The sequence below is a fragment of the Mannheimia granulomatis genome, assembly GCF_011455695.1.
Lineage (GTDB): Bacteria > Pseudomonadota > Gammaproteobacteria > Enterobacterales > Pasteurellaceae > Mannheimia > Mannheimia granulomatis_A.
Map to the genome: position 1 here is coordinate 1,006,558 of NZ_CP015030.1, position 15,971 is coordinate 1,022,528.

11 protein-coding genes and 1 tRNA gene are annotated in these 15,971 nt (G+C 40.7%); 4 read left to right on the top strand and 8 right to left on the bottom strand.

Features of this window, described 5'->3' with window-relative positions; genetic code table 11:
- Positions 1-135 precede the first annotated feature (135 nt).
- A complete protein-coding gene (gene parC / locus A4G16_RS04870; protein WP_165888936.1) occupies positions 136-2,382 on the bottom strand; it encodes a DNA topoisomerase IV subunit A in 2,247 nt (748 codons plus the stop codon).
- A gap of 309 nt (positions 2,383-2,691) precedes the next feature.
- On the opposite strand from parC, the gene pnp reads away from it, so the two are divergent.
- The 4 genes from pnp (at position 2,692) to tadA (ending at position 8,480) form a co-directional block, all read left to right on the top strand.
- Complete coding sequence (gene pnp / locus A4G16_RS04875) at positions 2,692-4,833, top strand: polyribonucleotide nucleotidyltransferase (protein ID WP_165888937.1); 2,142 nt, start codon at positions 2,692-2,694, stop codon at positions 4,831-4,833.
- An 81-nt stretch (positions 4,834-4,914) separates the two neighbouring features.
- Positions 4,915-5,838 carry a lipoprotein NlpI gene (gene nlpI / locus A4G16_RS04880; RefSeq protein WP_165888938.1) on the top strand — a complete coding sequence of 308 codons (924 nt, stop codon included), beginning with the start codon at positions 4,915-4,917 and terminating at the stop codon, positions 5,836-5,838.
- Between the two features lie 219 nt (positions 5,839-6,057).
- Positions 6,058-7,887 (top strand): DEAD/DEAH box helicase, encoded by a 1,830-nt coding sequence (locus A4G16_RS04885; protein WP_165888939.1) that lies wholly within the window; start codon positions 6,058-6,060, stop codon positions 7,885-7,887.
- 74 nt (positions 7,888-7,961) lie between these two features.
- Positions 7,962-8,480: a tRNA adenosine(34) deaminase TadA gene (gene tadA, locus A4G16_RS04890; protein WP_165888940.1), complete on the top strand. Its 519-nt coding sequence runs from the start codon at positions 7,962-7,964 to the stop codon at positions 8,478-8,480.
- A 68-nt stretch (positions 8,481-8,548) separates the two neighbouring features.
- Here tadA and A4G16_RS04895 read toward each other — a convergent pair whose 3' ends face one another.
- From A4G16_RS04895 to A4G16_RS04925, 7 genes are all read right to left on the bottom strand, one after another.
- Positions 8,549-9,640 (bottom strand): lytic murein transglycosylase, encoded by a 1,092-nt coding sequence (locus tag A4G16_RS04895; RefSeq protein WP_165888941.1) that lies wholly within the window; start codon positions 9,638-9,640, stop codon positions 8,549-8,551.
- Between the two features lie 3 nt (positions 9,641-9,643).
- On the bottom strand, positions 9,644-10,567 hold the full coding sequence (truB, locus tag A4G16_RS04900) for a tRNA pseudouridine(55) synthase TruB (protein ID WP_165888942.1): 924 nt from the start codon (positions 10,565-10,567) through the stop codon (positions 9,644-9,646).
- A 2-nt stretch (positions 10,568-10,569) separates the two neighbouring features.
- The gene (gene rbfA, locus A4G16_RS04905) at positions 10,570-10,950 is read right to left on the bottom strand and encodes a 30S ribosome-binding factor RbfA (protein ID WP_027074477.1); all 381 of its coding nucleotides are present in this window, start codon (positions 10,948-10,950) and stop codon (positions 10,570-10,572) included.
- A gap of 124 nt (positions 10,951-11,074) precedes the next feature.
- A complete protein-coding gene (gene infB, locus A4G16_RS04910; RefSeq protein ID WP_165888943.1) occupies positions 11,075-13,624 on the bottom strand; it encodes a translation initiation factor IF-2 in 2,550 nt (849 codons plus the stop codon).
- Positions 13,625-13,647: 23 nt separating this feature from the next.
- Positions 13,648-15,144: a transcription termination factor NusA gene (nusA, locus tag A4G16_RS04915; RefSeq protein WP_165888944.1), complete on the bottom strand. Its 1,497-nt coding sequence runs from the start codon at positions 15,142-15,144 to the stop codon at positions 13,648-13,650.
- 20 nt (positions 15,145-15,164) lie between these two features.
- Positions 15,165-15,626: a ribosome maturation factor RimP gene (rimP, locus tag A4G16_RS04920; protein WP_165888945.1), complete on the bottom strand. Its 462-nt coding sequence runs from the start codon at positions 15,624-15,626 to the stop codon at positions 15,165-15,167.
- A gap of 246 nt (positions 15,627-15,872) precedes the next feature.
- Positions 15,873-15,949, bottom strand: a tRNA-Met gene (locus A4G16_RS04925).
- Positions 15,950-15,971: the final 22 nt, after the last annotated feature.

Consider the following 15,971-nt stretch of genomic DNA (forward strand, 5'->3'; position numbering starts at 1 on the left):
TAGAACAACACCTCTGAAAGCAGGTATACTAGGTGAAAGTTCAACATAAGCACACTGCACAACAGCTGTATGACAAAATCGCCGCAAGCAATCAAGCTTTGTGCAGTATCTGAAAATCTTTTATCTTAGTTAAATCTACTCAACAATCTCCACCGTAGAATTGGTGCTTAAGCCTCTCACTAATTGTGAGCCTTTTCTTGCACGTTCGCCGCGGTAGTTGTCAATATCGCTTGGTTTGAGCGTAATTTTTCGTTTGCCGGAAACAAACACGAGCGATTGTGTTGGTTTGATGACCAACAGGCGAGCAAGGTACTCATCACCTGATTTTGCCGCAGCAGCGGAAATATTGATAATTTTATTACCTTTACCTTTGGATAATTCAGGCAGTTCACGTACCGGGAATACTAACATTCGTCCAACATTGCTCATGGCCACTAATGATAAGTTCTCATCATTCTCAAGTAACTGAGGCGGTAATACTTTTGCATTTTCTGTTAAAGAAATCACTGCCTTACCCGCTTTATTACGAGAAACAAGATCTTCAAACGTACAGATAAAACCATAGCCTGAATCCGATGCCATTAACACTTTGGTGTCTGAGTTCGCCATTAATACGTGTTGAATGGTTGCGCCTTCCGGTAAGGTAATTTTTCCGGTAAGCGGTTCACCTTGTGAACGTGCAGATGGCAATGAGGTAGGATCTAGCGCATAGGCTCGCCCTGTGCTGTCTAAAAAGACCACAGGTTGATTGCTTCTGCCACGTGCGTGAGCGAGATAGCCATCACCGGCACGGTAACTTAAGCCTTCCACCTCAATATCGTGTCCTTTAGCACAACGTACCCAGCCTTTTTCGGAGAGGATCACCGTCACATCTTCAGTTGGGGTTAAATCACTTTCGGCAATCGCTTTAGATTCTGCACGTTCTACTAATGGCGAACGGCGAGGGCTGGCAAAGGTTTTTGCATCTGCCTGAATCTCTTTTTTAATTAAGCTGTTTAAACGGCGTTCCGAGCCTAAAATTAGTTGCAGCTCATCACGCTCTTTTTCAAGCTCTGATTTTTCTGCTTGTAATTGGTGTTCTTCCAATTTAGCTAAATGGCGTAAACGTAAATTGAGAATCGCTTCTGCTTGAATATCAGTCAGATTAAAACGTGCCATTAATTCCGCTTTCGGCTCGTCTTCGTTACGGATAATTTCTATTACCTCATCAATATTTAAGAAAGCAATCATCAAGCCGTCTAAAATATGTAAGCGGCTTAAAATTTTATCCAAACGATAATTTAAACGGCGAGTCACCGTGGTGCGGCGGAAAGTAAGCCATTCTGTGAGAATGGTCAGTAAATTTTTAACCGCCGGCTTGCCATCTAAGCCAATCATATTCATATTGACTCGGTAGCTTTTTTCCAAATCGGTCGTGGCAAAAAGGTGATCCATTAACGCATCGAAATCAATACGATTTGAGCGTGGCACAATCACAATCCGAATTGGATTTTCGTGATCGGATTCGTCACGAATATCATCTACCATCGGTAATTTTTTATTCCGCATTTGAGTAGCGATTTGCTCAATAATCTTTGACGGTGAAGCTTGGTGAGGTAAGGCAGAAATTACAATTTCGCCGTCTTCTTTTTTCCATACCGCACGCATTTTAATCGAACCACGGCCTTGCTCATACATTTTGGCAATTTCTGCTTTTGGTGTGATAATTTCTGCCTCAGTTGGATAATCCGGTCCTTGAACGACGGTTAGAATTTCGTCTAGCGAAGCTTTAGGGTTATCCAATAACATCACGCTGGCATCGGCTAACTCGTTGATATTATGCGGTGGAATATCGGTTGCCATGCCAACAGCAATCCCCATTGTGCCGTTCAGTAAAATATGTGGCAAACGGGCGGGTAGATATTTTGGCTCTTCAAGTGAACCATCAAAATTCGGCTGATAATCTACAGTGCCTTGTCCTAGCTCCCCAAGCAACACTTCCGCAATTTTAGACAGCTTAGATTCGGTATAACGCATTGCCGCAAAGGATTTTGGATCGTCCGGAGCTCCCCAGTTCCCTTGTCCATCCACAAGCGGATAGCGGTAAGAGAATGGCTGAGCCATTAATACCATTGCTTCATAACAGGCACTGTCACCATGCGGGTGAAATTTACCTAACACATCCCCCACTGTTCTGGCCGATTTTTTATATTTTGCCGAAGCATTTAGCCCAAGCTCAGACATTGCATAGATGATACGGCGCTGTACAGGTTTTAAACCATCACCGATAAACGGCAATGCCCTGTCCATAATTACATACATAGAATAATTGAGATAAGCATCTTCGGTAAAACGCTTAATCGGCATTTGCTCAATGCCTTCATAATTGATTTCAGTCGTCATTTTTTATGTTTTAGATAATGAAAAATGAGAGCTATTTTCTACGATTTAGCTCTTTTAGTCTAGCCTGAAAGACAAGCGGTTATAAAAGCATTGTTTTTTGCAAAATTCTTCACAAAAACGACCGCTTGTAAAAGCAAAAATAATAGGCGATTTTTTATGAAAATCTCTGTATAATGGATGAGTTTTATTTTTTACTTTGAGAGGCGGCTATCAAAAATTCTTTTGTAATAACACGAGTATTTTTGCTAGTCGCAATTTAAAAAAATAAAACGAAACTTAACTTTAATTCGTTTAATAAAGGAAAACAGAATGAATCCAATCGTAAGACAATTTAAATATGGTCAGCACACCGTAACTTTAGAAACAGGTGCTATCGCGCGTCAAGCAACAGCTGCGGTAATGGCAAGTATGGATGACACAACCGTTTTTGTAACTGTGGTTGCGAAAAAAGATGTTAAAGAAGGCCAAGATTTCTTCCCATTAACCGTAGATTACCAAGAACGTACTTACGCTGCAGGTCGTATTCCGGGTGGATTCTTCAAACGTGAAGGTCGTCCTTCTGAAGGTGAAACCTTAGTTGCCCGCTTAATTGACCGCCCTGTGCGTCCACTTTTTCCTGAAGGTTTCTTCAATGAAATTCAAGTGATTGCAACGGTTGTTTCTGTCAATCCACAAATCAGCCCGGACTTAGTAGCTATGATTGGTGCATCAGCTGCCCTATCATTATCAGGCGTACCGTTTAACGGTCCTATCGGTGCAGCACGTGTTGGTTTCATTAATGATCAATTTGTATTAAACCCAACAACATCTGAGCAAAAAATCAGCCGTTTAGATTTAGTGGTTGCAGGTACAGATAAAGCTGTATTAATGGTGGAATCTGAAGCAGATATTTTAACTGAAGAACAAATGCTTTCAGCAGTGGTATTCGGCCATCAGCAACAACAAGTTGTAATTGAAAATATCAAAGAATTTGTAAAAGAAGCAGGTAAACCACGTTGGGATTGGGTTGCTCCAGAGCCAAATACAGATTTAATCAATAAAGTGAAAGCCTTAGCAGAAAGCCGTATCGGCAATGCTTATCGTATTACTGAAAAACAAGCACGTTATGAGCAAATTGATGCAATCAAAGCAGAAGTTATTGCACAATTAACAGCAGAAGATGAAACAGTAAGCGAAGGTGCTATCGTTGATATCATCACTTCATTAGAAAGCTCTGTAGTGCGTAGCCGTATTATCGCCGGTGAGCCGCGTATTGACGGTCGTACCGTGGATACCGTGCGTGCATTAGATATTTGCACAGGCGTCTTACCACGTACTCACGGTTCTGCCATCTTTACCCGTGGTGAAACTCAAGCATTAGCGGTTGCAACTCTTGGTACAGAGCGTGATGCTCAAATTATTGATGAATTAACCGGTGAGAAATCAGATCGTTTCTTATTCCACTATAACTTCCCTCCGTTCTCTGTAGGTGAAACAGGGCGTATCGGCTCGCCAAAACGTCGTGAAATCGGTCATGGTCGTTTAGCAAAACGTGGTGTGTTAGCGGTAATGCCAACTGCGGAAGAGTTCCCATATGTTGTGCGTGTAGTGTCTGAGATCACTGAATCTAACGGTTCATCTTCAATGGCTTCTGTATGTGGTGCATCTTTGGCGTTAATGGATGCGGGCGTACCAATTAAAGCAGCAGTTGCGGGTATCGCAATGGGCTTAGTAAAAGAAGAAGAAAAATTTGTTGTTCTTTCAGATATTTTAGGCGATGAAGACCACTTAGGCGATATGGACTTTAAAGTAGCCGGCACACGTGAAGGGGTAACTGCATTACAAATGGATATTAAAATTGAAGGTATTACACCGGAAATTATGCAGATCGCATTAAATCAAGCTAAAGGTGCACGTATGCACATTTTAGGTGTTATGGAACAAGCAATTCCTGCACCTCGTGCGGATATTTCAGACTTCGCACCACGTATTCACACAATGAAAATTGATCCGAAGAAAATCAAAGATGTGATTGGTAAAGGCGGTGCGGTCATTCGTGCGTTAACTGAAGAAACAGGTACTTCAATTGATATTGATGATGACGGTACAGTAAAAATCGCTGCAACTGATAATAATGCAGCGAAAGCAGTCATGGCTCGTATTGAAGATATCGTTGCTGAAGTTGAAGTGAACGCTGTTTACACAGGTAAAGTAACCCGTGTTGTTGATTTCGGCGCATTCGTGTCAATTTTAGGTGGTAAAGAAGGTTTAGTCCATATTTCCCAAATTACCAGCGAACGTGTTGATCGTGTTGCTGATTACTTATCTGTCGGCCAAGAAGTACAGGTAAAAGTGGTTGAAATTGACCGCCAAAACCGTATCCGCTTAACGATGAAGGATCTTAATAGCACCGACAATGCTACTGAAACTGTAGCGGAAGAAGCTGTTTTTGAAGAACAAGAGAATATCTAATTCTTCATAAATCGTGAATAACGGACTATTTAACTGTCCGTTATTCTATTTTATAGTTCATTATTTAAAGGCAATTTAGTAATGGTACAGCTGTTTAAATTGTTTCGAATTCGGTTCTTTTTACTTAATTTAATCTCTGTTTTAGTATTAACGGGCTGTAGCAATCGCTATTCGGATTTAGTTTCAATTAAAAATTTAGCTTTAGCTGAATTAAATCCACAACTTCGCTTTGAACAAGAAGCGATGGTTGTCCGTATAAATCAAGTATTAGAAGAAGCGAAATTAAACTCATCTGAACAAGCCGATCTCTACTTTGAAAGAGGGGTAATTTACGACAGCTTAGGATTATGGTCTCTTGCCCGTTATGATTTTGCTCAAGCTATTTCACTTAACCAGCGAATGGCGGCAGCTTACAATTATATGGGATTGTATCTACTACTAGAAGGTGATTATGATAGCTCTATTGATGCTTTTAATGCAGTATTAGAGTTAGATCGTGAATATAGCTATACTTATCTCAATCGAGGCTTAGCCTTCTATTATAGTGGTCGATACTCCGAAGCTGAGCGTGATCTTTTACGTTTTTACGAAGAAGATAAAAGAGACCCCTACCGTGTTTTATGGCTTTATTTTAACGAGTTAGAATTTACTCCTTTAGAAGCCAAGAAAAATTTACAAACACGTGTAACATTACTTTCTCCCAATTTTTGGGGAACAAATATTGTGAATTATTTTTTAGGGGATTTATCTTTAGCCCAACTTCGTGCTAAAATAGATTCTGAAGCTAAAGAAAACAGCTCACAATATGCAGAAATACTCACAGAGACGTATTTCTATTTAGCAAAACAACAACTCAAATTAGATCGTAAAGATGAGGCTATCAGTCTTTTCCGACTTGCTCTTGCAAATCAAGTGTTTAACTTCGTTGAGTATCGTTTTGCCCTGTTTGAACTTGGACAATTGCGTTCATTAGCTCAAACAACTCCCGTTGTTGATAAAGAATAGGGAAAGATTAGGACAATATTAAGCGGTCAACTTTGCAAAAAAATTTGCAAATTTCACCGCTTGTACTCAGGGGATTGTTAAAGCATTTATTTTGCTTTTTTATTTCATTTTTCTTCCTACTAAATAATTCAACAATATAATACTCATTTGGATATGCAAACAGAAAATAGTGTTTATTTTCTGCTTTTTGTTTTGCTATCCACCAATTAATGGTTTTTTATGACAACTGAATCTTTAACATTTGCCGATTTAGGCTTACCTCAACCTATCCTTGATGCAGTAAATGAGATGGGGTTTGTAACACCCTCTCCTATCCAACAAGAATGTATCCCTCACTTACTCGCCGGCCGTGATGTTCTCGGTATGGCACAAACAGGTAGCGGTAAAACAGCAGCTTTCTCACTACCTTTACTCGCTCAAATTGATCCTTCTCAACGCCATCCACAAATGTTGGTAATGGCTCCAACTCGTGAACTAGCTATCCAAGTAGCTGATGCTTGCGAACAATTTAGCAAAAACATGAAAGGCATACGTGTTGTAACCGTTTACGGTGGACAGCGTTACGACATTCAATTACGAGCTTTAAAACAGGGCTCACAAGTGGTTGTCGGCACACCTGGTCGTATTCTTGACCATATTCGTCGTGGTACTTTAGACTTATCCGAACTAAAATTTATCGTGTTAGATGAAGCCGATGAAATGCTCCGTATGGGCTTTATTGATGATGTTGAAACCGTTATGGCAGAATTACCAGAAAATCACCAAACGGCGTTATTCTCAGCAACAATGCCGGAACCGATTCGCCGTATTACCCGCCGCTTTATGAAAGATCCGCAAGAGGTTAAAATTAAGGCGACAGAACGCTCTGCTCCAGATATCGAACAAAGCTACTGGTTAGTTAACGGTTTCCGTAAAAATGATGCGTTATTACGTTTCTTAGAAGTGGAAGAATTTGACGCAGCCATCATATTCACCCGAACCAAAACAGGCACAATTGATATTACCGAATTATGCGAGCGTAATGGCTATCGTACTGCAGCGTTAAATGGTGATATGACCCAACAAGCTCGTGAACAAACTTTAGAAAAATTACGCTCAGGGCGTTTAGACATTTTGGTTGCGACCGATGTTGCTGCCCGTGGTATTGATATTGAACGTATCAGCCTAGTTGTAAACTATGATATTCCGTTAGAAGAAGAATCTTATGTTCACCGTATTGGTCGTACCGGTCGTGCCGGTCGTTCAGGTCGTGCATTATTATTCGTTGAGCCACGTGAGCGTCGTTTGCTACGTAATATCGAAAATCTCATCAAAAAACCAATTGAAGAAGTGGCTATTCCAAACCACGAAATTTTAATGGAAAAACGCCGTGAAAAATTCAAAGCACGTATTTCTAAGCAATTAGAACACCATGATTTAGAAAAATATCGTGAGTTATTGGAAGATTTATTTACCGCCGATCAAGATCATGAAGAACTGGCAGCGGCAATGATGATGTTACTACAAGAAAAACAAAAATTAATTCTTCCACCAGACCCTGTAGTCCGCGCTGCACGTTCAGAACGTGGACGCGATCGTAACGATAGAAACGACCGCCGTAATGGTCGTGAACATCGTGAAAATAACGGTGTTGCGATGGATTTATACCGTATTGAACTGGGTCGTGAAGATGGTGTAGAAGTTCGCCATATTGTAGGCGCAATTGCTAACGAAGGCGATATCAGCAGCCGCTATATTGGCCATATTAAACTCTATGATACCTACTCAACCATTGAATTACCACAAGGTATGCCAAATCACTTAGTTCAACATTTCGCTCACAAAGCGCGCGTGTTGAATAAACAAATGCAGATGTCACTTATCGGCACTACAAACAGCGGTAATGAGCATCCGTATGATGCTCGTGGTCGTCGTGGTGGCGAGCGTAGAGGTGATCGTAATGAGCGTGGCGGCCGCCGTGATTCAAGAGATAATGGCTTCAATAAAGATCGTAAAGGCGGTTTTAAAGAGAAACGCTTTAATGATAAAGGTCGCTCTCGCCGTGACTAAATAGCCGCAAATCATAATGCCCCATCCGTTGGGGCATTTTACTAGCGGTCAAAAAAATTTTATTTTTTGCAACTATGTTTATCAAACCTACTCAAACAACTTGCCGAACTGATGTTTCCGAGCAAGATATCGCTTTTATGCAATATGCATTAGATTTAGCTGATTTAGCCGAAGCCAAAGGAGAGATACCCGTTGGTGCGGTGTTGGTCGATAAAAATCACAATATTATCGGCAGAGGTTGGAATCAGACTATCCAACTTTGCGACCCGTCTGCTCACGCTGAAATGCAAGCCATCCGTCAAGCCGGGCAAACCTTAGAAAATTATCGCCTGCTAAATTGCACTCTTTATGTGACTCTTGAACCTTGCCCTATGTGTGCCGGGGCAATTTTACACAGCCGTATTGGTCGTTTGGTCTTTGGGGCCAGTGACTATAAAACAGGGGCTGTAGGTTCCCGCTATCATTTATTTGAAGATTATAAAATGAATCATTTTTTAGAGATTCAGGGTAATGTGCTTGGTAAAGAATGTAGCCAAAAAATCAGCAATTTTTTCAAAAAACGTCGTTTGGAACAAAAATCAAAAGCCTTATAAAAAACAACTAAAACAAAAAAGCATAGTAAATTTTCATTTACTATGCTTTTCATTTATTCACTTTTAGCTTATTGCCCAACGGCGGATAAAATTCTATCTGCAAATTTACCGATGCTGATACCAAAATTGTTGGATTTATTCCAATCCATCAACGTACGGAAATTATTTGACACCAAAAATGCTCGTCCGGCTTCCTTATCAGGGCGAATCAGCCATAATTTATGGCCATTAAGCTTAGCTAATTTTGCCGATTCTTGCCCATTCGGATAAGCCAAATAAACACCTAAACCTTGCCATTCACCTAAAGTTTTCGCTTTCTTGGATTCAATACCGGAAAAACTTAGATCCATTGGGGCAGATAATTTCACCTCAACACCCCAAGGTAATTGATTGTCCCAACCAACAGTGGAAAGATATTTAGCAATAGATGCAAAGGCATCTGCTTCATTATCCCAAATATCTTTTTTGCCATCAGAGTCACCATCTGCCGCATAAGTGAGATAAGAGCTTGGCATAAATTGGGTTTGCCCCATTGCTCCAGCCCAAGACCCCAATAATTCGTAACGCTTAATCGTTCCATCATCAAGCATCTTCATTGCGTTTACAAATTCTTTGGTGAATAACGTTTCACGCCGGCCATCAAATGCTAGAGTTGCTAAAACAGAAAGCACATCAAAATCCCCTTGATAACGACCAAAGCTGCTCTCCATACCCCATAACGCCATAATGTATTCTTTCTGAACACCATATTTTTGGCTTGCACGGGTTAACGGTGCATTATATTCATACCAACGCTCTGCCGCCTGATCCACTTTCGTTTGAGTTAACACTTTATTTAAGTAATTAGTTACCCCATTTGGATTAGCTAGAGGCAATGGTGAGTTTGGATCACGTTTGCGAGCAGATTGCTGTTTATCTAACTGGATGGCTCGTGCATTATAATTAATAAATTTTTGAGCATTTAAAGTTTTTGCCGATACACCCGCGCCAGCGGCTTTCTGTTTCAAGAAATGTACATAGTCATTAAAATTATTCACAGAGCGTGATTTAGTGTATTTGGCATCCAAATCTAAAGTTGAATAGCTGCCTTTATCATTAGAGCACCCTGCCAAAGCAAAGGTTATGATCGTTAACGGCAAAGTAAAAATTTTCAATTTCATCTTCTATTCTGCTAAATTAATCATTCGGTTAGGGCGAATCACATTATCATCGGTGATTTCTGCCACTCCTAAAAACTGTCCATTATCTGAAAACAGACGTACTAAGCCATAAATCTTATTTGGGTTTTCGTATTTAACTCTTTGACCGAAACCCACCGCTTTAGTTTGCTCGGCAGTCAAATTTATTTTAGCGACATTTGCCACTGCTGTATCTAGTGGCAACAGATAACTATCTAGCTCTTCAAGCGGTCGATTTTCAGCAATTTTTTGCAAATTTTCAAAGCTCATCATCGCCTCAATTGGGTAACTTGCAACTGCCGTGCGACGTAACATTGTTACGTGTGCTCCGCAGCCAAGTGCTTCACCTAAGTCATCCACCAAAGTGCGAATATAAGTTCCCTTAGAGCAATGGACTTCAAGAGTTAAATAAGGGGCTTGATACTCAATAAAATTTAACTCAAAAATAGTAATCGGGCGGGCCTCACGATCAACAGTAATCCCCGCTCGGGCGTACTCATACAACGGCTTACCATTATGTTTTAATGCGGAAAACATCGTTGGAACTTGTAAAATATCACCGCGAAACGGCTCTAAATGAGCTAGAATTTCCGCTTCTGTTACATTTACGGTTTTGCTTTCCACTACTTGTCCTTCAGCATCAGAAGTATCAGTACGTTCACCTAATTTTGCAGTTACTAAATAACGTTTATCAGAATCTAATAAAAATTGTGAAAACTTGGTTGCCTCTCCTAAGCAAATTGGAAGCATACCCGTTGCTAAAGGATCTAAAGCGCCTGTGTGTCCGGCTTTGTTTGCTTGGAAAATCCGCTTTACTTTTTGCAATACATCATTAGATGACACACCTTGTGGCTTATCTAATAGGAAAACACCATGCACATCACGCCCACGTTTACGAGGTCTAGACACTATTAGTCCTCTCTATGCTTTTCTTCATCATTTTTGATGACATTAGAGACTAGGTTAGACATACGCATGCCCTCTACCAAAGATTCATCGTAAATAAAGCGCAATTCAGGCACAATACGCAAGCGCATAGCTTTACCGAGTAGAGTTCGAATATAAGGGCTTGCTTTTTCTAAACCTTGCATACCTTGTGCAATAGCCTCAGGATCGTTATCAAATAAGAAGGTTACAAATACTTTCGCGTAAGCTAAATCTCTTGATACTTCGACATCTGAAACGGTTACCATCCCTACACGAGGATCTTTGACTTCTCGCTGTAAAATAACTGCAATCTCTTTTTGTAATTCTTGTGCGACACGGTCGCTACGTTTAAATTCTCTAGACATTTTTTCTCCAAAAAGTAGGGACGTACTATATACGCCCTTGAGGTTTCCTATTTGCAAATCTTAGCAAAAATTCAACCGCTTGCATACGCACATAGTACGCCCCTACATTGAAATTGGCTTAATTTTAAATTGAGCGTTTAATCTCAACGATTTCAAACACCTCGATTTGGTCACCAACTTTTACATCATTATAGTTCTTAACGCCGATACCACATTCCATACCGTTACGCACTTCTGATACGTCATCTTTGAAACGGCGAAGTGATTCCAACTCACCTTCAAAGATAACCACATTATCACGCAATACACGGATTGGGTTGTTACGTTTCACCATACCTTCTGTTACCATACAGCCTGCGATTGCCCCAAATTTAGGATGACGGAATACATCACGTACTTCTGCCAAGCCAATAATTTCCTGTTTAAATTCAGGCTGTAACATACCACTCATTGCTGCTTTCACGTCATTTAACAATTCATAAATGATGGAATAGTAACGTAAATCAATGCTTTCTGTTTCAATAATACGACGAGCAGATGCATCTGCACGTACATTGAAACCAACCATAATAGCGTTAGAGGCTGCAGCTAAAGTCGCATCAGTTTCAGTAATACCACCTACACCTGAACCCACAATTTTTACTTTCACTTCAGATGTCGAAAGTTCCATTAATGATTGACTGATAGCTTCAACAGAACCTTGTACGTCTGCTTTCACAATAATGTTCAACTCTGCTACATCACCCGCAGTCATGTTGCTAAACATATTTTCTAATTTCGCTTTTTGTTGACGAGCAAGTTTCACCTCACGGAATTTGCCTTGACGGTAAAGTGCTACCTCACGGGCTTTTTTCTCATCGCGCACAACTGTTGCTTCATCACCTGCTGCCGGTACGCCCGAAAGACCTAACACTTCAACAGGAATCGACGGGCCTGCGGATTCAATATCTTTACCGTTTTCATCACGCATTGCACGTACACGACCGTATTCAAAACCACACAACACGATGTCGCCTTTGTTCAGTGTACCTGATTGAACAAGAATAGTTGCCACCGGGCCACGACCTTTATCTAGGTATGATTCAATTACCACACCGCTTGCCATACCATCTTTCACTGCAGTCAATTCAAGCACTTCTGATTGCAGGATAATCGCTTCTAACAAGTCATCAATACCCATACCTTTTTTCGCTGAAACTGGCACGAATTGTACATCACCACCGAATTTCTCGGAGATAACATCGTGTTGTAACAATTCTTGTTCTACACGGTCTGGGTTCGCCTCCGGTTTATCAATTTTATTTACCGCAACAACTAATGGCGCGCCTGCCGCTTTTGCATGTTGGATCGCTTCAATAGTTTGTGGCATCACACCATCGTCCGCTGCAACTACAAGAACGACGATGTCAGTCGCTTTGGCACCACGCGCACGCATAGACGTAAAGGCTGCGTGTCCTGGAGTGTCTAAGAAGGTGATCATCTTGCCATCATCGGTTTCTACATGGTATGCACCAATGTGCTGAGTAATACCACCCGCTTCGCCTGCCGCTACTTTTGCTTTACGAATATAGTCAAGTAATGAGGTTTTACCGTGGTCAACGTGCCCCATAATAGTAACAACCGGAGCTCGGGTTACTTTTTCTGCATCAGTATCACGGTCTTCCAATACCGCTTCTTCTAATTCATTTTCTTTACGCAAAATAACTTTGTGGCCTAATTCTTCCGCCACTAATTGCGCTGTTTCTTGGTCGATAACTTGGTTAATCGTTACCATTTCACCCATTTTCATCATCATCTTGATAATTTCAGTTGCTTTTACCGCCATTTTGTTAGCAAGTTCAGCAACCGTAATGGTTTCACCAATCACCACATCAGCTTTTACAACTTGTGCAGGTTTTGTAAAGGCTTGTTGTAAAGCAGCACCTTTTTTGCCATGCTTACCTTTGCCCTTAACTTCTTTTTGATTGCGGCGATCAGCATTACGTTCGTTTTTATCATCTTCACGTCCGCCTTTTTTAGCCTTAGCTACGCCACCTTTATTATTACGCCCGCGATTTTCACTACGACGATCGTTATCTCTATCTGCTTCACGAGCGTAAGAGGAGGTGAAACGATCATCATCAAAATCTTCACTTGAGTTCTCACTTGACTCTTCACGTTCAATCTCAGCTAAACGACGGGCATTTTCTGCTGCACGTTTTGCTTCCATTTCTGCTTTTTGACGAGCCAGTTCTTCTTGTTTACGGCGTAATTCAGCTTCTTCTTTACGCTTCGCTTCTTTTTCAGGATCGAGTGCTTTTTCTTGTTTTGGCTGAGATTGCGCTACCGCTTTCGGCTTATCTTCTTTTGCCTTAGTATTTGGCATTACCGGTACAGGATGAGTTTTACTAGCGGTCGATTCTGCTGCTTTTTTTGCAGCTTCTTCTTGCTTCGCTTTTTCTTTAGCTTCTGCTTCAGCTTTTTCTTTGGCTAATTTCTCAGCTGCTTCTTTTTCCTCTCTTGCTTTTGCTGCAAGAGCTTCTCTTTCTGCTTTTTCTTGTAACGCTTTGGCATCAATTTTCGGTTTTTTCTCTTTTACTTCAACCGCTTTTACTTTGCCGCTAGTTGTCGTAGCATTAACTTTACTCGCTTTACGAGCACCACCAAGCGAAAGTGTTTTTTTCTCTTCAGTCATTTTTTTATCCTCTTTGCCTGTGATTAGTTAAACCAACAAATTTGACGGGCAGCCATAATGAGCTCGCCTGCTTTCTCTGCCGATAACTCTTCAATATCTGCTAAATCATCTACGCCTTGTTCAGCAAGATCTTCAAGGGTTGTAATTTGTTTCTCGGCTAATTTAAATGCAATATGGCGCTCCATTCCTTCAAGAGCTAACAGCCTCTCTTCAATTTGGGCTGATTTTAAAGCTTGTTCTTCTGCTAATGCTTTCTTCGTAATCGCATTTTTAGCACGTGATTGTAGCTCTTCAACTAAATCTTCATCTTCTAATCCATCAATTGCAGTTAATGTACTTACCGGTACATAAGCAACAGCTTCTAATGAAGTAAAGCCTTCTTCAATCAATACTTGAGCAAATTCTTCATCAATTTCTAACGCAGAGGTTAATAAATTGATGACTTTGCCATCTTCCTCTTCATTTTTCTTGGTTAGCTCTTCAACCGTCATCACATTTAAGGTCCAACCGGTTAATTGCGTAGCTAAACGGACATTTTGTCCATTGCGCCCGATAGCTTGTGCTAAATTTTTAGATTCAACAGCAATATCCATAGAGTGAGCTTCATCATTAATTACAATAGAACTAACATCTGCCGGCGCCATCGCATTGATCACAAATTGTGCTGGGTTATCATCCCAAAGCACGATATCTACGCGTTCACCACCTAATTCGCTGCTGATAGCTTGCACACGTGCACCACGCATACCAACGCAAGCACCAACCGGATCGATACGTTTATCATGAGTTTTTACTGCGATTTTGGCACGAGAACCTGCATCACGAGCAGCGCCTTTGATTTCAATTACTTCTTCACCAATTTCCGGTACTTCTAACTTAAATAATTCTTCAAGCATAACCGATTTTGCACGGGTAACAAATAATTGAGGACCTTTTGATTCAGGTTTGATCTCATATAATACACCGCGCACGCGGTCGCCCGGGCGGAAATTCTCACGTGGAATCATATCTTCACGAACAATCACCGCTTCGCCTTTGATATCTTCCGATTTTCCTACTAACTCAAGGAAAATATTATCACGAGTCACTTTTTTAACTGTTGCAATAATAATCTTACCTAAATCGGCACGGAATTCATCAATGATTTTAGTTTTCTCTGCTTCACGGATTTTTGTTTTGATCACTTGACCAAAGGTCTGAATAGCAACTCGACCAAATTCGATAGATTCAACTTCATCTTCAATGAAATCACCTAATTGTACATTAGGATCTTCAAACTGCGCAGCCTCTAAACTGATCTCACGCGTCATATTATTGACATTCTCAACAACAGCCCAACGACGGAATGTTTGGAAATCACCGGTTTTACGGTCAACAACAACGCGAACATCAATATCTAAATCGCGACTTTTTTTAGTTGCAATTGTCAATGCTGTTTCTAAAGCTTCAAAAATGGCTTCTTTTGGTAATTGTTTCTCGTTTGATACTGCTTCTGCAGCTAATAAAATCTCTTTACTCATTGTTAGTTTGCCTTATTAATTTAAAAATTAAAAACGGGGACTAAATTCGCTTTTTGAATGTTACCGAATGCGAATTGGCGATCTTCATTTTCTACAGTTAAGGTAATTAAATCACCATCGACTTCTCTAATCTTGCCTTGCCATTTACGGCGATCGAACATCGGAATTCGCAAATGAATCACCACATCACGTCCGATAAAACGCTCATAATGGGCTGTAGTAAATAATGGACGGTCTAGCCCTGGTGAAGAAACCTCTAGGTTATATTTATCTGCAATAGGATCTTCAACATCAAAAATCGCGCTTACTTGACGGCTCACATCGCTACAATCATCAATCGTTACGCCACCTTCTTTATCAATATACAGGCGAACCGTTAAAAAACGCCCTGCTCGTTGGCATTCAATGCCAACTAACTCAAAACCTAATGCTTCGATTGAATCTAACACTAAATCTTCTAATTTTTGCTCTAATGTTGCCAATTAAAACTCTCCAAATACAAAAAAAGCCGGTATATTACCAGCTCTTGATACGTTAAATCTGTACCAATTTCCGCAAAAAAGCCCCAGACGGGAAACCGTGGGGCTTTAAGCGATTTGTTTCTCGGTGAGAAAAAACATTTAACCGTAACAAGCGGTCTGTTTTATGATTTTTTTGCAATTGCAAAATTTATCATACACCCTATAAAACAAAACTCACAACTTTAACCAAAGCTGTGAGCTTAAAACTGGTTGCGGGGGCTGGATTTGAACCAACGACCTTCGGGTTATGAGCCCGACGAGCTACCAAGCTGCTCCACCCCGCGTCTGATGGGCTGTATTATAGAT